The following is a 20,674-nucleotide window of genomic DNA, read 5'->3' as shown; positions in this document are numbered from 1 at the left end:
GAGATCCGCAATGCCCAGCAACGCAACGCATGTGAACGACACGGAAATGTTGATCGGCGGCTCCTTTGTCGCCGGAACCGAACAGGCCGAGCAGGTGCTGGCACCCAGGACCGGCGCCACCATCCTGGAGATGCCGGAGGCGTCGGCCGCGCATATCGACGCAGCCGTCGCGGCGGCCGAAAAGGCCTTCGCCAGCTGGTCGCGCACGACGCCGGGCGAACGCTCCGGCTATCTGCTGAAGCTCGCCGACGCCATCGAGGCGGAGGCGGAGGGGTTCGCGGCGTTGGAGGCGCTCAACTGCGGCAAGCCGTACCACGCGGTGCTGGCCGACGAGATCCCGGCCGTGGTCGATGTGTTCCGCTTTTTCGCCGGCGCCGCGCGCTGCCAGATCGGCAGCGCCGCGGGTGAATACCTGCCGGGCCACACCTCGATGATCCGACGCGATCCCATCGGCGTCGTGGCCCAGATCGCGCCGTGGAACTATCCCCTGATGATGGCGTCGTGGAAGATCGCGCCGGCGCTGGCCGCCGGCAACACCGTGGTGCTGAAGCCGTCCGAGCAGACGCCGCTGACCACCTTGAAGCTGGCGAGACTGGTCGCCGATATCCTGCCCGAGGGCGTGCTCAACGTGATCGTCGGACGCGGCGAGAGCGTCGGCAACACGCTGATCAACCATCCCAGGGTGCAGATGGTGTCGCTGACCGGCGACATTGCCACCGGCAAGAAGGTGCTGACGGCGGCCGCCAAGTCGGTCAAGCGCACCCATCTGGAGCTCGGCGGCAAGGCGCCGGTCATCGTGTTTGACGATGCGGATGTCGATGCGGTGGTGGAGGGTATCCGCACCTTCGGCTACTACAACGCGGGCCAGGATTGCACCGCCGCCTGCCGCATCTACGCGGGCGCGAAAGTCTACGAGAGGCTGGTGGCGGACCTGACCTCCGCCGTCTCCTCCATCGCCTACGACCAGGCGGACGACGCCGCCAACGAGATCGGGCCGCTGATCTCGGCGCGCCAGCGCGACCGGGTCGCGAGTTTCGTCGAGCGCGCCTCCGAGCAGAGCCATATCGACATCACCACCGGCGGTAAGATGGCGGGCGGCTCCGGCTTCTTCTACGAGCCGACGGTCGTCGCGGGCGCGCTGCAGGACGACGAGATCGTGCGCCGCGAAGTGTTCGGCCCCGTGGTCTCCGTCACCCGGTTCTCCGATGTGGACGAGGCGGTCGGCTGGGCGAACGACAGCGACTATGGGCTCGCCTCCTCGGTCTGGACGAAGGACGTCTCCAGGGCGATGGAGACCGCCGCGCGGCTGCAATATGGCTGCACCTGGGTGAACTGCCACTTCATGCTGGCCAACGAGATGCCGCACGGCGGCGTCAAGCAGTCCGGCTATGGCAAGGACCTGTCTGTGTACGCGCTGGAGGATTATTCCGTCGTCCGCCACGTGATGGTGAAATTCGCCTGAGGCCGTCGTCCTCGGGGCGGCGGATGCTGGCTAGTCCGATGCCATGGCCGGCCAGTTCCGCGCCCACGGGGATGCCGCCTCGATCTGCCTGGCGAGCCGCAGGAGCAGCCAGTCGCGGTTGTGGCCGCCGACGAGCTGGACGCCCACCGGCATGCCGTCGGGCGCCGGTGCCGCCGGCAGATTGACCGCCGGATGGCCGATCGCGTTGACCCAGGCGGTGTAGATCGCATGGCCGCGCGGGCCAACGGGCTGGCCGTCGATCTCGGGCGGAAAGTCGGTTCCGATGGCCCAGGGCATGGCGGCGGACGAGGGCGTCAGGATCACGTCGACGGACCGGAATGCCCGGGCGGCCGCCTCGCGCAGGCGGGCGATCAGGTCGACGATGGCGAAGAGGCGGTCCGAGCCGATGGCCCGGCTGCCTTGCGCCATGGCGCGGTATTTCGGGCTCGCCTTGTCGAAGGTGATTTCAGGCGTGTCGAGCAGCGCGCCGAGCCCGGCCGGACCGATGCTGGTCCAGGCGGCGTTCAGCGGTCCGATGTCGAAGGGCATGCCGCCCGGGGTCACCGTGTGGCCGAGAGCCTCCAGGCGTGTGGCGAAGGCGCGGGTGCTCTCCGCGATCACCGGGTCGAGCGGCGCTTCCGCGAAGCGTTCAACGTAGAGTATGCGCAAGGCTGAAGGCGCTGTCTCGAGAGGCGTCTCCCGGCCGGGCTCGGCGGGCAGCCATGATCGCGGGTCGCCGGGATGCGCGCCTTCGATCGCGGCAAGCAGCATCGCGGCGCTTGTCACGTCCCGCGTGATCGGTCCGACGACCTCCATGTCGATGAGCACCTGCGGCAGCGTGTGCGTCCGCGCGACCCGGCCGATCGTCGGCTTCAGGCCAAACAGGCCGGTGTATCCACACGGCCGGCGGATCGAGCCGCCTCCGTCGGTGCCAAGGGCTGCGGGAAACAGCCCGCTCGCGACGCCCGCAACCGAGCCGCCGCTGGATCCGCCCGGCGTAACGCCAAGATTCCACGGATTGCGGGTCGGACCGAAAAGCGGGTTGTCGGTAAAGCCTTCCAGCGTGAACTCCGGCACGTTGGTCTTGCCCAGCACGATCATGCCGGCCGCCTTCAGGCGCTCCACGGGCGTTTCGTCCTCGCCGGGCAGGAAATCCTCATAGACCCGGCTGCCCCAGGTGGTGCGCAGGTCCTTGGTGAGGATGTTGTCCTTGACCGCGAAGGGGATGCCGTCGAGCGGCCCGAGCGGACTACCCGCCGCGCGGCGGGCGTCACTGGCGCGTGCCTGCGCGAGCGCCGTGTCATCGGCGGTGACAAGCGCATTGATGCGCGGGTTGAGCCGCTCGATGCGCTCGAGAAACATCGACACGAGGTCGACCGAGGAGATTCGTCCACTCGACAGCGCGTCGCCGAGCTCAGCCACCGTCTTCTTCCAAGGCTCACTCATCCGTACATCGTCCTTGGCAGCCACAGCACGATTTCAGGGAAGGCGATCAGCAGCAGGGTGAACACCAGCATGATCAGCGCATAGGGAATGGCGCCCCTGACCACATCGGAGAAGGGGCCGCCGTCCAGCCGCACGCCGTGCACCACATAGAGGTTCATGCCCACCGGCGGCGTGATCAGGCCGAGCTCGCACATCAGCACCACGAAGATGCCGAACCAGACCGGATCGATGCCCACGGCGGTGACCACGGGGACCGCGATGGGGATCGTCAGCACCTGCATCGACAGCACGTCCATGAACATGCCGAGCACCAGATAGAAGACGATCAGCGCCAGCAGCAGGCCCGTGGGGCTCAGGCCGAGCGAGGTGATCCAGCCGGTCATCGCCTGGGCGACGCCGGTCAGCGACAGGGTGACGTTGAGCACAAACGCGGTGGTGACGATCAGCAGCACCATGCCGGTGGTCTTCGCGGTCTGGGTGAAGCAGCGTTCGAGGAAGTCCAGCGACAGGCGCTTGTGGAGGATCACAAAGACCAGCGCGGTCATCACGCCGAGGGCCGCGGACTCCGTCGGCGTGGCGATGCCCATGTAGATGCTGCCGATGACGATCACGAAGATCACGATGGGCGGGATCAGCGCCTCGAGCGCCGCAATCTTGACGCGCAGGGGCACGGCCTCCGCGGGCTTCTCGTAGCTGCGCCAGTGGCTGAGCGCGATGTAGATCATGAACAGCCCGGTGAGCAGGGCACCGGGCACGATGCCGGCGACGAAGAGCTGGCCGATCGACTGCTCCGCCATCGAGCCGTAGATCAGCAGGTTGACGCTGGGCGGAATGAGGATGCCGAGCGTGCCGCCGGCGGCGAGGCTGCCGAGCGATCTGGCGCTGTCGTAGCCGCGCGCGCGAAGCGTCGGCATGGCCACCGTGCCGACCGTCGCGGCGGTGGCGACCGAGGAGCCGGAGGTGGCGGAAAACAGGGCGCAGCAGCCGATGTTGGTGTGCAGCAGGCCTCCGGGCAGCCCGCCGAACCACAGTGACAGGGCGCCGTACATCCGGTCGGCGATGCCCGAGCGCAGCAGCAACTCGCCGAGCAGGATGAACAGCGGGATGGCGGTCAGCAGGTTGGCGTTCTGCACGCCCCAGACCACGGGGCCCATGCTCTGGACCAGCGGCCAGCCGAAGGCCAGCACGCCGCCGACGATGCCCGCGAGCGCCATGACCACGGCGATCGGCATGCCGATCAGCATGATCGCCAGCATGAGCGAAAAGGCGATGAAGATGGTGGATACAGCCATGGTGCGCCTACCGGTTGCGGAAGTCGCTGAGTTCCTCGCTCAGCTCTTCCATGGCGCCCTTGGGGCCGTTGAGGCGGTTCACGACGCCGAAGCGTCCGCGCGCGATATTCCAGGTGGCGCCGGCAAGCAGCCCGAGGCTCACGAGGAAGAAGATCACCAGCGCCGCGTACCACAGCGATTGCGGATAGATCAGCGGCGTCGCCCAGGGCGTGGGCGCGGTGCTGCCGTAGTCCAGCGTGTCGCGGATGACGCCGTAGCCGTAGCGCGCGAAGAACAGCCCGAGCAGCGCCATGAACAGGGCGGAGAACCAGTTCAGCACTGCCTGAAAGGGTTCGGGCAGGCGGTCGTGCAGAAAGTCGATGCGCACGTGGCCGCGCTCGATCAGCGCCACGGTGAAGGCGAGCGATCCGCAGATGGCGAGGATGTAGCCGCCCAGCTCATCCGCCCCCTGGAAGGAGAAGTTGAACAGCTTGCGGCTGACGGTTTCCAGGGAGACGAAAATCGAAAGGCCGATCAGCAGAAGCCCGAAGGCCCAGCTCACCGCCCGCGTGAACAGGTTCATGGGTGTGGTCCGGTGGATCGTTGACGCGGCGAGGCCCCGGCGCGTGCTGTGCCGGGGCCGATGGTTCTACATGCCCAGGCGCTTGCCGACGGTGGCTTTCCAGTCGGCGGAGCAGCTCGGGTTGGTCTTGTCGCAGGTCTCGGCCCAGGACGGGTAGGAGAGTTCCTTGACCGCGTTCTGCACCAGCGCCAGGTCGCCTTCGGAGATCGGCACCTCGACCAGCTCGTAGGGCTTGTTCAGCTCACACGGCGTCTTGCCGACGTTGCAGCGCATGGCGTCGTCGAAGAGTTCCTCGGAATAGGTCCAGATCTCGTCGATCAACCCGTCGAAGGCGGCCTGGATCTTGGCCTGGTCCTCGGCGGAGAACTTGTTCCATGTGTCGAGGTTGATGCCGTAGCCGTTGACCGCGACCTGGAAGGCGAGCGGCAGCACATGGGTGGTGACTTCCGGCCAGGCGGCGGAGTTGGCCGAGCTCGGACCGGTCACGGCGCAATCGACCACGCCGCGCGCCAGCGACTGCTGCACTTCGGAGAAGCCGAGCGGAACGGGGATGCCGCCGACGGAGGCGATGAAGTTGGCCAGGTTCTGATCGTAGACGCGGACCTTGTAGCCCTTCAGGTCGGTGAGGGTCTTGATCTCGGGCTTGCAGAACAGCACCTGCGGGCCGAAGGGCCAGACGCCGAGCAGCTTGGTGTTGAACTTCTCCTGCAGGCGTTTGTCGACGATCGGCTCGAACGCGCTGATCGACTTCTTGGCATCGGCATAGGTCGGGTTCAGGCCGACGAGATCGAGGCCGAGGATGGTGGGCTCGTCGCGGCTGATCTGCGACAGGCGCAGCGAGACGACGTTGAACAGCCCGCCCTTGATGACGCGCAGCTCCTCCTCGCCCTTGATGCCGGTGACGTCGAGCGGCTGGAAGTTGACCTTGACGTCCAGCCCGGTCTTCTCGGCAAAGGTTTCGAAAAACGGCTGTTCCTTGTTCTTCTGGATCAGGCCGGTGCTGCCGGGCTGGCCGAGCACGTTGAATTCGATCGTCTCGGCCTGGGCTGTGCCGGCGAGCAGGGCGGCCAGGGTGATGGCTGCGAGTGAGGTGCGCATGAAGCTCTCCACGGTGGTTGACGGACCCTTCATGAGCAAGGGGCGTGCCACGTGGCCGGTCAGAGCGTCAGGATGGAGGCCTCGACCACCGCGGCGGTGCGTGCGACGTGGTCCTTCAAAAGCCTGCCGGCCAGCTCGCTGTCGCCGCTCTCCAGGGCTTGCATGATCGCCTCGTGCTCAGCCATGGCCTCGTTCCAGCGATCCTGACCGGCGAGCGCCTGATAGCGGAAATGCCGCGCCCGGATCATCAGCGCGGCATGGGTTTCGATCAGGATCGGATTGCCCGACAGCTCGACGATCTTCAGGTGGATCTGGTGGTTTCGGGCGAAATACTCGCGCCGCTCGCCCGCCTGGAAATGTTGCGCCATGCGGTCGTGCAGGGCGCGCAGGCGCTTGATCTCAATGGGCTTTGCGTCTTTGGCGACGATTTCCGCTGCGAGCCGCTCGAGGCTTGAGATGACTTCGAAGAGCTGGCGCATCTCCGCCGCGCTCACCTTCGCCACCTTTGCTCCGCGGTGCGGCAGCAGCTCCACCAGCCCCTCGCGCGCCAGCATGCGGATCGCCTCGCGCAAGGGGGTTCTGGAGACGTTGAGCTGCTCGCTCAGATCGGCCTCGATGATGCGTTCGCCCTCGGCCAGATCGCCATCGATGATCAGCTGGCGCAGGTGCTCGGCGACCTCCGTGTGCATCGGCGCGCGGCGGATGCCGGGGCTGCGGATTTTTCTCGTGTGCTCGCTCATGGCGCCGATTCTATCTGTTCCGGAGACAATTCTATCGGGAAACTTTGCCTAAAAATCAATCTCCTATGCTCAAATTGGATACAAAATACAGTATTTCATATCGAATGAACACCGCATGGCGCCGCCATGCCGCCGGCAGCGGTCCGGAAAACGTAGGAATTTCAAACGGTTGGAGTTGCGCTCTTGCCGCCGCAACTGCTTGGCACGGCCATTGCGATGGCAATGCGCACAGCCGGAATTCGGCGCGTGCGTCGGCGCACGGAGGGTGGAATGCACGGATCGCAGGGGACATTGTCAATCGCGCAAGGCGCATCGGCGCACGCCGCGCCTGCGCCGTCAGGTGTGTGTCTGACCCGTGACGGACGCGAAGACGGCGTCCAGATCGCTGGACGGGCTGTCGTGCGACACCAGCCGCATGCGCTGTTCGATATGTTCGAAATGATGCCGCGACAGATCGATGGCATGGGCCGCGTCGCGCGCGCGCAGCGCCTCGACGATGGCGCGGTGTTCCTCCACCGCGCAGATCGACTGGCTCGCCGGCTCGTAGACGGAGACCATCACCGAGGAGCGGCTGAGCAGGTCTCTGAGAAAGCGCGACAATTCGGGATTGTCGAGCGCGTCGACGACGTGGAGATGGAAGGCGCCCGACAGGCGCACGGAGGCCGCCCGGTCGCCGCTTTCCGCCGCCGCGCGCTCCTCCAGAAGGTGGGCGTCCAGGCGCGCCAGCATGGCGTCGTCGAGGACCCGCACGAGCTGCACCAGCGCGCCGGCCTCGAGGACCCGGTGCGCCTCGTAGACGGCGCGGATTTCGTCGAGCGAGGGGCGGGGAACCCGCGCGCCGCGATTGGGAATCATCTCGATGCGGCGTTCTGCTCCGAGCCGGTGCAGCACCTTGCGGATGCGCTCCCGCGAGACACCGAAGATCGCCGCCAGCCGATGCTCGGCCAGCTTTGTGCCAGCCTTCAGCCGCCCGTCCATGATCGCCTCGGAGATCGCCAGATACACCGCCTCGTCCGTTTCCGGGTCGGCCTTGCCGGCGCGTGGTTTGCGTTCGCTCACGGTGAATCCTGCAAGGTTGGCGAAATAATGTGCACATTACTGCAAAAAAATGTGCACAAAAAATCGGAATCAGCGTTGCAACGAGTATCGGCCAGCTCCCCAACGCATTGCAATGAAGCCGAATTCATAAATGTGCACATTATGGCCCGCGCATTGCATTGATCCTCCCAAGTCCGTCCACGAAGTAGAGAGAGCAAAGAGCAGATGACCCAGAAAACGCTTATCACACGCCGCAACGCCATCAAGCTTGGCGCCGGCGCCGTCGCCGGCACGCTCGCCATGCCGTCCATCCTGCGTGCCGCGCCCAGGGAAATGGTTGTCGGCTGCGCCGGCGGCCATGTCGGCTGGATGGAAAAGGCCGTGCTGCCACTGTTTGAAGCCAAATACGACTGCAAGATCATTCTCGAGGGCACCAAATCCTCGGTGAACCTGGAGAAGATGCGGTCGAACAAGGACAAGCCGTATCTCTCCGTCGTGATGATGGACGATCCGGTGCTCATTCTCGCGGTCGAGGAAAATCTCATCGAGAAGCTGGAGCCGGGCAAGATCGCCAACATGTCCGCGATCAAGGGCGGTGCCGTTCACATGGACGGCATGTGGGCGAACTACCAGCAGCCGTGGTGCGGCATCGCCTTCAACACCGGCGCCGCCTCGGACGTCCCCTCGTGGGAAGCGCTCTGGGATCCCGCCTACAAGGGCAAGGTGATCATTCCGTCGCTGCAGAACACGGAAGGCCTCTGGACGCTGTTCTTCGCGGCCCACCTGGCGACCGGCAAGCCCTTGGAAGAGGCGCAGTACGACATCGACGCCGCCTTCGGCAAACTGGCCGAGCTCAAGGACAATCTTCTCACGATCTACACGAAGATGCCGCCGAGCTTCAATCTGCTGGAGCAGGGCGAGGCATCGCTGCTGGCCGGGTCGTTCTCGTCCATCGCGATCCCGCGCAAGCTCGAGGGCGCGCCGGTCGATCTGGCGGCGCCCAAGGAAGGCATCGGCGCGATGCCGTCGGGCATCGCCCGCGTGCTGGGCGGACCGGAAGAGGAGCTGGCCGCGGCGTTCATCAACGAGATGCTCGGCCCTGATCTCCAGGCGGCGATGATCAAGGAAACCTTCGCGCTGCCGACCAACACATCGGTTGTCGCCGGTGAGGGCGTGCCGACCGACGTCAAGGCGTTCTCGCCCGACTGGGCGGCCGTGTCGAAGAACCGTCGCGAATGGATCGAGCGGTTCGACCGCGAGATCGCGGCCTAGATCCTGACTGCGCCCCTTCTGATTTTGGATATGCTGCATGACATCCTTGCGTGACGAGCCGGATTATCTAATCGCGAAATCGGTCTCCAAGAGTTTTGGGGGCACCCGTGTCCTGGAAAATCTGGATCTGCACATCGGAAGGGGCGAGTTCGTCTCCCTGCTGGGGCCCTCGGGCTGCGGCAAGACGACCCTGTTGCGCATGATCGCCGGGCTTCTGCCCGTCGATGACGGGTCGATCACCCTGGGCGGCAAGGTGATCTCCGGATTGCCGCCGCATCAGCGCAACGTCGGCGTGGTGTTCCAGAACTACGCCCTGTTTCCGCATCTCACGGTGCGCGACAACATCGCCTTCGGCCTGCGCGCGCGCGGCGGCAAGAGCGCCGACGTGGAGAAGACCGTCAGCCGGTTCCTCGACCTGATCAAGCTGCCGGACATTGCCGATCGCTACCCCTCGGGGCTCTCCGGCGGCCAGCAGCAGCGCGTCGCCGTGGCGCGCGCGCTGGCGCCGCATCCCGACATCCTGCTGCTCGACGAGCCGTTCAGCGCGCTCGACCGCAAGCTGCGCGAGGGCATGCAGATCGAGCTCAAGGCGCTGCTGCGCGACCTCGGCATCACCTCCGTGTTCGTCACGCACGACCAGGACGAGGCGCTGGTCATGTCCGACCGCATCGCGGTGATGAACGCCGGCGTCATCGAACAGTTCGGAACGCCCTCGGAGATCTACCGCACGCCGCGCTCGCGCTTCGTTCTCGACTTCATCGGCGCCTCGTCCCAGCTCGCAGGCACCGTGTCGCGCGGCGAAGGCGGCAGGCTCGCCGTCTCGGTCGGGGACGCGATGGTAACGGCACCGGGCCATTTCCGCACCGGCGCGGATGTCGTCGTCGCGGTGCGGCCCGAGGACATTTCGATCCGCGCCGCCGGAGATACGCCCGACGGTCTCAATGCCGTGCCCGTCGTGCTCAAGGACCGGATCTACGTCGGCGCGCGGACGCTGGCGCATTTTTCAACCAGCCGCGGCGAGCGCCTGTCGATCGAGCTGGCGCCGGATCAGGCCGACGGTCTTGAGCCGGGCGGCACCTTCGCGGCGGTGTGGAACACGGACAAGACGTTTGTGTTTCCCGGAGAGCGTCCATGAGCGCGCCGAAGACCGATCGTGCGGACCGGACCTGGCTGCTCGCCTTGCCGGGCGTCGGCTATCTCGTCGTCCTCTACGCCGTGCCGCTGGGGCTGTTGCTGCTCGCCAGCTTCCGGATCCCGGAAGCCTTTACGGTTTCCGCCTATGTCGAGTTCTTCTCCGACTCCTTCAACTGGTACGTCATCTGGAACACCCTGCGCTCGGCGCTGCTGACCACCGGCTTCTGCCTGCTGATCGGCTATCCCGCCGCCTTCGCGCTCGCCTGGGCCAAGGGGTGGGTTCAGGGCGTGTTGCTGATCTCGCTCATCCTGCCGCTGTCCGTCGGCATCGTGGTCAAGGCCTTCGCCTGGACGATCGTGTTGCGTAGCGACGGGGTGCTGAACCAGGCGCTGATGGCCATCGGCCTGACGGATGAGCCGATCCGGCTGATCTTCACCGAAACGGGCCTGATCTTCGGCGCGGTCAACGTCTTCGTGCCCTTCATGATCATGCCGATCTATTCGGTGATCCGGCTGATGGACCCGCGTCTGCCCGAGGCCGCCCGCACGCTCGGCGCGGGGCCGTTCTATGTGTTCTGGAAGGTGGTGGTGCCGCTGACCATCCCGGCGTGATCGCCGGTATCGCCTTCGTCTTCTCGATGGCGCTGGCCATGTACGTCATCCCGACGCTGCTGGTGGGCGAGCGCTTCATGACGCTGTCGCAGCAGATCGCGCGATCCTATCTCTACCTGCGCAACGAGACGCTGGGCTCGACCGTCGCCGTCGTCCTGCTGGTCTTCTCGCTGTTCGTCATCATCGCCAGCCAATGGCTGGCAAGAAAGGTGAGGGCGAACACATGACCTGGACCGAACGCATCGCCAGGGCGCTGGTCTGGGTGATCGGGGTGGCCGTGTCCATCTATCTGATGGCGCCGCTGTTCGTGACCATCGCCGTGTCCTTCTCCGACTCGTCCGTGTTCAACCTGCCGCCGCCAAGCTGGTCGCTGCGGTGGTACGAGGCGCTGGCGCACAAGCGCGGATTCCTGCCCGCGCTCGGTCTCTCGGTGCAGATTGCGCTGATCTCAACGGGCATCTCCCTGGTCTTCGGCACGCTCGCGGCCATCGCAGTGGTGCGCGGCCGGTTTCCCGGCAGGGAGGCGATCTCCACCTTTGTCGTCTCGCCGCTGATGATGCCCGGGCTCGTCATCGGCATCGCGCTTCTGCAGTTCCTGCGCGAGATCGGCTTCCGCGATGCCTACACCGGGCTCATCCTCGGGCACGTGATCGTGACGCTGCCGTTTGTGATGCGCACTGTGCAGGCCAGCCTGAGCCTCTTCGACTTCACGCTGATCGACGCGGCGCGAACGCTCGGGCTCAGCTATCCCAGGGCGCTCATCAAGGTCCTCGTACCGGTTCTCAGCCCGGCCTACCTGAGCTCCGGCCTGTTCGCCTTCCTGGCATCGATGGACAATTACCCGATTTCCATCTTCCTCACGGATGCGCGCAACAAGACCCTGCCGATCCAGATCCTCGAGTATCTGGAGGTGCGGCCCGATCCCACCATCGCGGCGATCTCCTCGCTGCTGATCCTGCTCACCATCATCGTTCTTCTCATCTCCGACCGGCTGGTCGGATTGCGCCGTATGGCGGACTTTTGACCTGAAAGCGAACCCTCAATGACATCCAAGAAACGCCACCTCCTGGGAATGTTGACGCCGTCGTCGAATACGATTCTCGAGCCCGTGACATCCGCCATGCTCTCGGGAGTGGAGGACACCAGCGCGCATTTCGGCCGCTTCCGCGTGACCGAGATCTCGCTCGGCGACGCAGCGCTCGGGCAATTTGAGAACGAGCCGATGCTGGCGGCCGCCGATCTTCTCGCCGATGCCCTTGTGGGCTGCATCTGCTGGAACGGCACGTCGGCCGGCTGGCTCGGGTTCGAGCGGGACGAGGAACTCTGCGCGGCCATCACCGGGCGCACGGGCATTCCCGCCTGTTCCTCGGTCCTGGCGATCAACGAGATTTTCGAGCGCACCGGCGTCAAGACGTTCGGCATGGTGACGCCCTATCTCGATGACGTGCAGCAGAAGATCGTCGAGAACTACGGCCGCGCTGGATACACCTGCACCGCCGAACGCCACGAGGGGCTCAAGGTCAACTACGCCTTCTCCGACGTCTCCGAGGAGCGGATCGCCGAGATGGTCCGGGAAGTGGCGGCCGAGGGCAAGCCGGACGCCATCATCATCTTCTGCACCAACCTGATCGGGGCGCCGGTGCTCGCGGAGCTGGAGCGCGAACTGGGCATTCCGATCTATGACACCGTGCAGACGGCGGTGTGGAAATCCATGAAGGTCTGCGGGGCCGATCCGTCCCGTGTCACGGGCTGGGGCCGCCTCTTCCAGGATCTGGACTGAGGGCCCGGCAATGACAAGCTACAAACGGGACTATCTCGGCTACGGCGCGACGCCGCCCAGGGTCGTGTGGCCGGGGGATGCCCGTGTCGCCGTTTCCTTCGTGATCAACGTGGAGGAAGGCTCGGAATATTCGGTCCGCCGCGGCGACGCGGTCAACGACCGCATCTTCGACATGACGGCGGACCCCTTTCCCCATCCCGATGTGGCCATGGAAAGCCATTTCGACTTCGGGCCGCGCGTAGGTTACTGGCGGATCGCGCGTCTTCTGGAAAAGCATGGCGTTCCGGCGACCCTCAGCGCCACCGGCGAGACGGCGGGCTTCTATCCGTGGCTGTTCCGCGATGCGGTGGATCGCGGCCATGAGATCGCCGCGCACGGCTGGCGCTGGGAAGGGCATCAGGGCCTGACCGAGGCGGAGGAACGCGAGCGCATCGCGCGCACCGTCGACGCGCTGGGCGCCGTTGCCGGTGTGCCGCCGGTCGGCTGGCACACCCGCACGGCCGCCAGCCCCCGCACCCGCGATCTGCTCATCGAGCATGGCGGGTTTCTCTACGACAGCGACGCCTATGATGACGAATTGCCGCGGATCGTCGAGGCCGGGGCGACGCCGCATGTGATCATGCCCTATGCGCTCGACACCAACGACATGCGCTTCCAGTTGCCGAACGGCTTTCGCGACGGCGCGGAGTTCGGCCGCTACCTGATCGCCGCCTACGACTGGCTGCACGAGGAGGGTACGGAGACGCCGCGCATGATGAGCGTTGGCCTGCATCTGCGGATCATCGCGCGGCCCGCGCGCATTGGCGGGCTGGCAATGTTCCTCGAGCACATCGCCGCCAGGCAGGGCGCATGGGTCGCGACGAGGCGGGACATCGCGCGGCATTGGCTTGAGACGGTTGGACAGCAGGAAGACGCCTTATGAGCACCTTCGACACCATCGTGAAAGGCGGCACGGTCGTCACCGCCTCCGACACCTATCGCGCCGACGTGGGCATTGGCGGCGGCAGAATCGTCGCCATCGCCGACGCCCTGTCGGATGCGCGTGAGGTCATCGACGCGGCCGGTAAGCTCGTCATGCCCGGCGGCATCGACAGCCATGTGCACATCGCCCAGCCCTCGGCGAGGGCGTCGTCATGGCGGATGATTTCGACAGCGCCACGCGCTCGGCCGCCTTTGGCGGCAACACCACCGTGATGCCCTTTTGCTTTCAGGAGCGCGGTCAGAGCCTGCGCGACGCGCTGAGCTGGTATCACGGGCTGGCCGACGGCCAGTGCCACATCGATGTCAGCTTTCATCTGATCGTCTCCGATCCCACGCCGCAGGTGCTGGGGCAGGAGCTGCCGGCGCTCGCGGAAGAGGGCTACACGTCGTTCAAGATGTTCATGACCTACGAGGGCCTGAAGCTGAGCGACCGCGAGATCCTCGACACCATGACGGCGGCGAAGCTCTCTGGCGCGCGCGCCATGATCCACGCGGAAAACGACGATGCGATCAGCTTCCTGCGCGATCGCGCGGAGCTGGCCGGCGACACCGCGCCGAAATTCCACGCTTCCACCCGTCCGATCCCGGTCGAACGCGAGGCGACGCACCGCGCCATCAGCCTTGCGGAAATCGCGGGCGTGCCGCTGGTCATCGTGCATGTTTCCAACCGGGAGGCGATGGAGGAGATCGCGCGGGCGAGAGCCCGGGGCTGAAGATCTTCGGCGAGACCTGTCCGCAGTATCTGGTGCTCACCGCCGAGGACCTCGACATCCCGCAAGGCGCCAAGAACGTCTGTTCACCGCCGCCGCGCGACACCGCCAGCCAGGCCGCCTGCTGGGAGGGCATCGAGCAGGGGATTTTCGACGTGTTCTCCTCCGACCACTGCCCCTTCCGCTTTGATGACACCGCGGGCAAGAAGCACCCCAAGGGCGAGACGAGCTTCCGCTGGATTCCAAACGGCATTCCCGGCGTCGAGACGCGCCTGCCGATCCTGTTCTCCGAAGGGGTCAAAAAGGGCCGCATCGATCTGCAGCGCTTCGTGGCGCTCACGTCCACCAACCACGCCAGGCTTTACGGGCTTTATCCGCGCAAGGGCACGATCGCCATCGGGTCGGACGCCGATATCGCCCTGTGGGACCCGGAGAAATCCGTCACCATCTCCCAGTCATGCTTGCATCATGGCGCGGACTATACGCCCTACGAGGGGATCGAGGTCACCGGCTGGCCGGTCCTGACCATGGTGCGCGGCCGCACGGTCGTGCGTGACGGCGCAATGGTGAGTGCCGCAGCATCCGGCCGTCACGTGCCGCGCGCCAAGCCGGTCGCCTGAGCCCCTTCTCAGCCGGCGTCGCGGGTGCTCTGCCAGCCGCGCCACGACTGGCTGACCGGCACGATCACAAGCGAATTGATGTTGAGGTGCTTGGGCGGCCTCAAACCCGGCGCCCCTCGGTGGCGCATCCGGCTCGGGGAGCTTCGGTCCCAGGACCGATTGGCTCTGTAATGCGCGCCTCTTCGCTTTCCTGTATCGGCCGGCCCGGATATGCATGGGGCGGTCCGGCGATGGCGCTGGCGGGAAGGGTGTCGCGCGATGCGGGGTTTTGCCGAATACGAGACGTTTGACGCCATCGGCCTTGCCGGGCTTGTCGCCAGGCGCGAGGTCAGCGCGGCGGAACTGCTCGACGCCGCGCTGGCACGCGCCCATGCGCTGAACCCGCAGCTCAACGCGTTGACCATGCTGCAAGAGGACGCGGCGCGGCGTCTCGCGGTTTCCGGTGCGCCGGAAGGACCGCTGTCCGGGGTGCCGTTCCTGTTGAAGGATCTCGGCGGCGAGGCAGTCGATTTTCCCGCAAACAACGGCTCCGTCCTGCTGAAAGGTATCCGGTATCCGCGAAACTCCACCCTGATCGACCGGCTTCTGGCCTCCGGCCTGGTTGTCTTCGGTCGCACCACGGCGCCGGAAGGCGGCGTGGGGGCTGCAACCGAGGCGGCTGTCTATGGCGGCCCGACACGCAACCCGTGGAATCTCGACCGCACGCCGGGCGGCTCGTCAGGCGGTTCGGGCGCTGTGGTGGCGGCCGGGATCGTTCCGGCTGCGCATGGATCCGATGGCGGCGGCTCGGTCCGCATTCCGGCCTCCTGCTGCGGGCTGTTCGGTTTCAAGCCGACCCGCGCGCGGCTGCCCGAGGGGCCCTATGCCGGCGAAGGCTGGGCCGGAATGGCGACGGAAGGCTTTCTCACCCGCAGCGTCCGTGACACCGCGTTGCTGCTCGATCTCACCGCTGGCGGCGATCTCGGCGCGCCCTATTGCGCGCCGCCGATGCGCGACAGCTTCATGTCCGCCGCCAAGACATCCTGCGCGCCGCTCAGGATCGCGCTGTGCACGACGACGCTGACCGGCGATCCGATCGATCCCGAGTGCCGCGCGGCGGTCGAGGATGCGGCGCGCCTGCTGGAAAGCCTGGGGCACCATGTGGAGTCGGCCCGTCCGCTCAACGCGAACACCAATGGTATGATGCGTGCATGGACCGACATCGTCGCCTGCGGCACCACGCTTTGGGTGCGTCAGGCGCTGGCCGCCAAGGGCCGCGCGTTGCTGCCGGGCGATCTCGAGAATGTGGCGCTGAGCGCCTGCGAGCACGCGAAGACGATCTCGGGCGACGCCTATCTCGAGGCGATTGAGAAGATCCACATGTACGGCCGGGAGATGGCGGAGTTCTTTGTCGATTACGACGCGCTGCTCACCGCGACGCTTGCCGAGCCGCCGGCCCGGATCGGCCGGTTTGCCCACACCCGCGAGAGCTATCTCGATTACCGGCTGGGTCCGGACGGCATCTTCAACTATTCGCCCTTCACCGCCTCGTTCAACGCCACCGGTCAGCCGGCGGCGTCCGTGCCGCTGCACTGGAGCGCGGAAGGGCTGCCGGTGGGTGCGCATCTGGCGGGGCGTTTCGGCGAGGACGAGATGCTGATGTCGCTCTGCGCCGATCTCGAGCGCGCGCGCCCCTGGTTCGGCCGGCGTCCGCCGGTGCCGGTCCGCACTGATGCGCGTTAGGCCGAGCCGCGCCGGATGATCTGAAAGCCGAGGTCGACCATCGCCGCGGGGGCTTCTCCGCCTTCGATGCGCTCCAGCAAGGCGTCCGCCGCCGCGTGCCCCAGCCGCTCGCGGTCGACGAGAACCGTGGTCAGCGGCGGCTCCAGATGGGCGGCGAATTCCTGGTCGCCGAAGCCGATGAGCGCGATCTCGGAGGGAACCGCGATGCCGCGGGCCTGGGCCTCGATCAGTACGCCGTGCGCCAGCGCGTCGGAGCTGCAGAAGATGACGCCGGAGGCAAACCCCTTCTCATCGACGAGCGCCTTCAGCGCGCCGCGCCCCGCCGCGATGCTGGCCGGCCCGTCGCAATCATACGCCTCAACACTCTGTCCTCCGGCCTGCAGGAAACGCTGGGCGAAGGCGTCGCGCCGCCGCGCCGCCCGTTCGTCGTTGGCGGTGACCGTGGCGGCGCGCTCGACTCCGAGCTCGCGTGCGAAATCCGCCACGGCCCGGCCGGCCTCGACATGGGAGAAGCCGACGCACATGTCGATGGGCGTGCTTGTCATGTCCCAGACCTCGACCACGGGAATGTCGGCGCCCAGCAGCATCTGGCGCGAGCGCGCGGAGTGGTGAATGCCGGTCAGCAGCATGGCGTCCGGCCGCCGGGACAGGTGGGCGGCGATCAGAGTTTCCTCGTCGCGCGGATCGAAGCCGGTTTCCGACAGCAGGATCTGATAGCCGAATTCGCGCATGCGCTCGCTGAACGTCTTCACGAAGGACGAGTAGACGATGTTGGTCAGCGAGGGCACCAGCGCCGTCACCAGGTGGCTGCGTTTGGAGGCCAGGGCTCCGGCGATCGCGTTGGGCACGAAGCCCGTCGCCTCGATCGCCTGTTGGATCTTCTTAAGCGTCGCGGGCGACACCTTGTCGGGTTCGCTCAGCGCGCGTGAAACCGTGACCTGCGAGACACCCGCGATGCGGCCGACGGTCGCCATGGTGACCCGGCCGCTGGTGCGCCCGCCTTTCGCCCGCCGTGGTTTCACTTGTTCCATGCGCACTACCGGTTGTGGATCGGACTTCCCTTACAGGCGGGTATCGGGTTTGGCCAGCCCGACTATTCGGCACCCTTCGTCTTGCTGGAGATGAAGGCGGAGCCGGCGACAGAGCCGATGATCAGGACCCACAGCACACCTGCGATCCAGCTCTTGGTGAAAAAGACCGTCAGGTCGCCGAAGGATTCCAGGCTCTTGACGAAATAGACCTCGGCGGAAGGTCCCAGGATGAAGCCGATGATGAAGGGCGCGACCTCGAGCCTCAGCTTCATGGCCAGCCAGCCGAATAGGCCGAAGATGGCCAGCGTCCAGACATCGAACATGATGCCGTAGTTGATCGTGTAGGCGCCGATCACGCACATCATCAGGATGACCGGAAACAGGATGTACTTGGGGACGGTGACGATCAGCGCCACATAGCGGATGGCGTAGAACATCATGACGAACATGGCCACATTGGCGACGATCATCGCGAAGATCATCGCGTTCCAGGTTCCGGGGTTGTTGCCGATGAAAAGCGGCCCGACCTGCACGCCCTGCAGGGTGAAGGCGCCGATCAGCAGCGCCGTCGTCGAGTCGCCGGGAATGCCCAGCGACAGCAGCGGCACCAGCGCGCCGCCGGTCAGTCCGTTGTTGCCCGATTCCGACGCGATGATGCCCGCCGGCTCGCCCTTGCCGAAGGCTTCCGGGGTTTTCGAGAAGGTCTTCGCGCTTGTGTAGGCCAGGATCGACGCCGCCGATCCGCCCACGCCGGGCAGGATGCCCACGAACGTGCCGATGCCCGACGAGCGGATCAGGTTGACGATCTGTCCCTTGAAGACCGAAAGCGAAAACCGCGAGCTCTTGCCGATGCGCACCTCGTCGCGCGACAGACCCTTGGGCACGCCGAGCTCCGCCTCGCACAGGATCGCGGTGAGGCCGAACAGGCCGATCAGCACCGGCAGCAGCGAAAAACCGCTGTCGAGCCAGTAGTCGAGGCCGGGCGGGATCAGCCGGTGCTTGCCATTGCCGCCGGACGATACGTCATAGGCGCCGATCAGGCTGATGAAGATGCCGAGAAAGCCCGAGAAAATGCCGATCAGCATGTTCGAGGACAATGCCCCCATGACGCTGAGCGCGAACAGGATGATCAGGAATTTCTCGACATAGGAGAAACGGATGGCGAAATCGGCGAGCGCCGGGGCAAAGAGATAAAGCGCGATCAGCGACAGGATGCCGCCGACAAACGACGAGCATATGCCGATCTTGAGTGCCCGCTCTCCCTCGCCCCTTTGTGTCATCGGGTAACCGTCGAATGTCGTGGTGATCGACGAGGGGGTGCCGGGAATGTTCAGCAGGATCGCCGGAACCAGACCGCCGGAAATGCCGCCCACATAAAGACCCAGAAGCAGCGCCAGCCCGTTTTCGAGGCCGAGGGGATAGGTCAGCGGCAGGCAGACCGCCACCGCCATGGTCGCCGTCATGCCGGGAATGGCGCCGAAGACGATGCCGACCAGGGTTCCGCCGATGGCCAGGGACAGGAAAAGCGGGGAGATGAATTCGAAGAATTCCATCAGCGTGGACCTCAGGGGAGCGTGAGGAAGAAGATTTCGGTGAACAGCCACCAGACGAAGCTCGGGACGATCAGGGCCACGGCCGCAATGGAGGCCAGCTCGCGCACGCTGCGCTCATGAAGAAACAGGACGCCGGTCAGGAAGACGAAGGGAACCGAGCACAGCAGGAAACCGAGCCCGGTGTTCGGCCAGACGTCGCCGACCGGCACCATGAGCGAGAAATACGCGAGCGTCAGGCCGATCGTTCCGAAGAAGCGCGCCTTGTCCATGTCCGCGAAGATGCGCCCCCAGTAGGGCGCTGCGCCGGCGATGCGCACCTGCTCGCGCAGCACAATGGCGGCGCCGAGGGCCACGAGTATGCAGGCGATGATGATCGGAAAAAGCAGATGTGACGTTTCGAAATCGATTGTCACTTTCGTGAAGTCGCCCATTGATCCCTCCCTGACATTTGGGCCTCCCTGAGATCAGGGCAGAAGGCGCGGCCCCTGGGAGCCGCGCCCGATAGGGTCGTTGCCGTCAGTTTCCCGAGGTGATGTCGCTGATCACCTTCTTGTAGGTGTCGGCCTTGGCTTCAAGGTGCGCCTTCGCCTCGCCTGAGGGGAGGAAGTTCGGAATGAAGAACGAGGCCTTCTGGCGCTTCTGGATGTCGCCTGCGGCAAAGACGTCTGCCAGGGCACCGTCGATCTGCGCGACGATCGCGTCGTCCATGTCCTTGTTGTAGAGAAAGAAGAACTCCTTGTCGAAAGTGAAGCTCTCGGATCCGTCGAGCGTCACGTCGACGGCAGGGGCCGCGTATTTCAGCATGTCGTCGCGCGTCGTGTTGCCCATGCCTTGCTCGGGGGCCTGCTCCAGCGTGGCCGGCCGCGCGGTGATCCAGATGAAGCGCATCGCCTTGAGGTCGTCGGCCGGCAGTTGCGTGAACTGCTCGTTGGCCTGGATGGAGCCGTTGATCACATCGGCGAGGCCGTCCCACATGGCCTGGTTCTTGTCGGACTGCGAGCCGGTGTTGACCGCGACGATGTTCTCCTCCGATCCCGGGGATCGCACCTTGGCGGCATTCTTCATCGCCGAGAAGCCGATTTCGGAAACTCCGCCGGGCTGGATCGCGACGCGCACCTTCTCGCCGGCCGCCGCAGCGGCGAAAATGTCTTCCATTGACTGGTATTTGGAGCTTTTCGGAACGAGATAGGCGTTGCCCGGATTGATGGCGACGGTCGGGCCGATCTTGTAGGTGGCGAAGGGATCGTCATAGCCCTCGCGGCCATACAGGACGCCCAGGTAGGACTGGTCGTGGAAGATCATCAGTGTGTTGCCGCGGCTGTCGCGCTGCAGCGCCTTGAAGGCCGCCGTGGCGCCGACGGCATCCACCTTTATGTTGATGCCGAGCTTGTCCGCCAGAGCCTCCGCGACGATCGCCGAGTTCTGGTAGGTGTCGCCGCCGGTCGACTTCGAGCCGATCACGAGGCGAACATTGCGCGGCAGTTCCTGCGCCATTGTGGCGAAGCTTGTTGCCGTCAGCGCGGCCGCGCCGACCACGGCGACAATGAGCTTGCTGGTCAAATTCATGGTTTCTCTCCCGATTGGGCCGGCAGCGCGCCGGCCAGCCGTCTCCCACGGCCGT

The 20,674-nt window shown here is 65.7% G+C and carries 19 protein-coding genes and 1 pseudogene; 10 read left to right on the top strand and 10 right to left on the bottom strand.

Translation table 11 applies throughout. From position 1 onward, the window contains the following. Window positions 1-10: 10 nt before the first annotated feature. Window positions 11-1,462, top strand: coding sequence for a gamma-aminobutyraldehyde dehydrogenase (locus D1F64_RS17840; protein WP_117413513.1), 1,452 nt, complete (start codon window positions 11-13; stop codon window positions 1,460-1,462). A gap of 30 nt (window positions 1,463-1,492) precedes the next feature. Here the strand turns inward: D1F64_RS17840 and D1F64_RS17835 are convergent, their stop codons facing one another. From D1F64_RS17835 to D1F64_RS17810, 6 genes are all read right to left on the bottom strand, one after another. Beyond that, the gene (locus D1F64_RS17835) at window positions 1,493-2,908 is read right to left on the bottom strand and encodes an amidase (protein WP_117413512.1); all 1,416 of its coding nucleotides are present in this window, start codon (window positions 2,906-2,908) and stop codon (window positions 1,493-1,495) included. Further along, window positions 2,905-4,200, bottom strand: coding sequence for a TRAP transporter large permease (locus D1F64_RS17830; protein WP_117413511.1), 1,296 nt, complete (start codon window positions 4,198-4,200; stop codon window positions 2,905-2,907). Before D1F64_RS17830 ends, D1F64_RS17835 begins: the two co-directional genes overlap by 4 nt. Window positions 4,201-4,207: 7 nt before the next feature. After that, entirely contained in the window at window positions 4,208-4,762 is a 555-nt protein-coding gene (locus D1F64_RS17825; RefSeq protein WP_117413510.1) for a TRAP transporter small permease, read from the bottom strand. A gap of 66 nt (window positions 4,763-4,828) precedes the next feature. Then, complete coding sequence (locus D1F64_RS17820) at window positions 4,829-5,860, bottom strand: TRAP transporter substrate-binding protein (RefSeq protein WP_117414695.1); 1,032 nt, start codon at window positions 5,858-5,860, stop codon at window positions 4,829-4,831. 59 nt (window positions 5,861-5,919) lie between these two features. Next, complete coding sequence (locus tag D1F64_RS17815) at window positions 5,920-6,600, bottom strand: GntR family transcriptional regulator (RefSeq protein ID WP_117413509.1); 681 nt, start codon at window positions 6,598-6,600, stop codon at window positions 5,920-5,922. 336 nt (window positions 6,601-6,936) lie between these two features. Then, window positions 6,937-7,659, bottom strand: coding sequence for a GntR family transcriptional regulator (locus D1F64_RS17810; protein ID WP_117413508.1), 723 nt, complete (start codon window positions 7,657-7,659; stop codon window positions 6,937-6,939). Between the two features lie 204 nt (window positions 7,660-7,863). Here D1F64_RS17810 and D1F64_RS17805 point away from each other — a divergent pair, with 204 nt between their 5' ends. From D1F64_RS17805 to D1F64_RS17770, 9 genes and pseudogenes are all read left to right on the top strand, one after another. After that, on the top strand, window positions 7,864-8,910 hold the full coding sequence (locus D1F64_RS17805) for an extracellular solute-binding protein (protein WP_117413507.1): 1,047 nt from the start codon (window positions 7,864-7,866) through the stop codon (window positions 8,908-8,910). 37 nt (window positions 8,911-8,947) lie between these two features. Further along, entirely contained in the window at window positions 8,948-10,045 is a 1,098-nt protein-coding gene (locus D1F64_RS17800) for an ABC transporter ATP-binding protein (RefSeq protein ID WP_117413506.1), read from the top strand. Further along, entirely contained in the window at window positions 10,042-10,656 is a 615-nt protein-coding gene (locus D1F64_RS17795; RefSeq protein WP_205470525.1) for an ABC transporter permease, read from the top strand. The genes D1F64_RS17800 and D1F64_RS17795 overlap by 4 nt, the downstream gene beginning before the upstream one ends. Beyond that, complete coding sequence (locus tag D1F64_RS23935; protein ID WP_205470524.1) at window positions 10,653-10,883, top strand: hypothetical protein; 231 nt, start codon at window positions 10,653-10,655, stop codon at window positions 10,881-10,883. The genes D1F64_RS17795 and D1F64_RS23935 overlap by 4 nt, the downstream gene beginning before the upstream one ends. Further along, complete coding sequence (locus D1F64_RS17790; protein ID WP_117413505.1) at window positions 10,880-11,680, top strand: ABC transporter permease; 801 nt, start codon at window positions 10,880-10,882, stop codon at window positions 11,678-11,680. Before D1F64_RS23935 ends, D1F64_RS17790 begins: the two co-directional genes overlap by 4 nt. An 18-nt stretch (window positions 11,681-11,698) precedes the next feature. Then, entirely contained in the window at window positions 11,699-12,436 is a 738-nt protein-coding gene (locus D1F64_RS17785) for an aspartate/glutamate racemase family protein (protein ID WP_117413504.1), read from the top strand. Window positions 12,437-12,446: 10 nt separating this feature from the next. Then, on the top strand, window positions 12,447-13,358 hold the full coding sequence (locus D1F64_RS17780; RefSeq protein WP_117413503.1) for a polysaccharide deacetylase family protein: 912 nt from the start codon (window positions 12,447-12,449) through the stop codon (window positions 13,356-13,358). Further along, a pseudogene (gene hydA / locus D1F64_RS17775) lies at window positions 13,355-14,747 on the top strand (dihydropyrimidinase). The gene D1F64_RS17780 and the pseudogene hydA overlap by 4 nt, the downstream one beginning before the upstream one ends. A gap of 258 nt (window positions 14,748-15,005) precedes the next feature. Then, complete coding sequence (locus tag D1F64_RS17770; protein ID WP_117413502.1) at window positions 15,006-16,469, top strand: amidase; 1,464 nt, start codon at window positions 15,006-15,008, stop codon at window positions 16,467-16,469. Here D1F64_RS17770 and D1F64_RS17765 read toward each other — a convergent pair. The 4 genes from D1F64_RS17765 to D1F64_RS17750 all read right to left on the bottom strand — a co-directional run bounded on the left by D1F64_RS17765 (window position 16,466) and on the right by D1F64_RS17750 (window position 20,619). Further along, window positions 16,466-17,500, bottom strand: coding sequence for a LacI family DNA-binding transcriptional regulator (locus D1F64_RS17765; protein WP_248304500.1), 1,035 nt, complete (start codon window positions 17,498-17,500; stop codon window positions 16,466-16,468). The two genes, D1F64_RS17770 and D1F64_RS17765, sit on opposite strands and share 4 nt — an antisense overlap. 62 nt (window positions 17,501-17,562) lie before the next feature. Next, window positions 17,563-19,053, bottom strand: a complete 1,491-nt coding sequence (locus D1F64_RS17760) for a tripartite tricarboxylate transporter permease (RefSeq protein WP_117413501.1) — start codon at window positions 19,051-19,053, stop codon at window positions 17,563-17,565. 11 nt (window positions 19,054-19,064) lie between these two features. Further along, window positions 19,065-19,484 carry a tripartite tricarboxylate transporter TctB family protein gene (locus tag D1F64_RS17755; protein WP_117413500.1) on the bottom strand — a complete coding sequence of 140 codons (420 nt, stop codon included), beginning with the start codon at window positions 19,482-19,484 and terminating at the stop codon, window positions 19,065-19,067. An 85-nt stretch (window positions 19,485-19,569) separates the two neighbouring features. Continuing rightward, on the bottom strand, window positions 19,570-20,619 hold the full coding sequence (locus D1F64_RS17750; RefSeq protein ID WP_117413499.1) for an ABC transporter substrate-binding protein: 1,050 nt from the start codon (window positions 20,617-20,619) through the stop codon (window positions 19,570-19,572). Window positions 20,620-20,674 lie beyond the last annotated feature (55 nt).

This window comes from Breoghania sp. L-A4, assembly GCF_003432385.1.
Classification (GTDB): domain Bacteria; phylum Pseudomonadota; class Alphaproteobacteria; order Rhizobiales; family Stappiaceae; genus Breoghania.
This window is presented reverse-complemented; position numbering and strand designations above follow the sequence as displayed.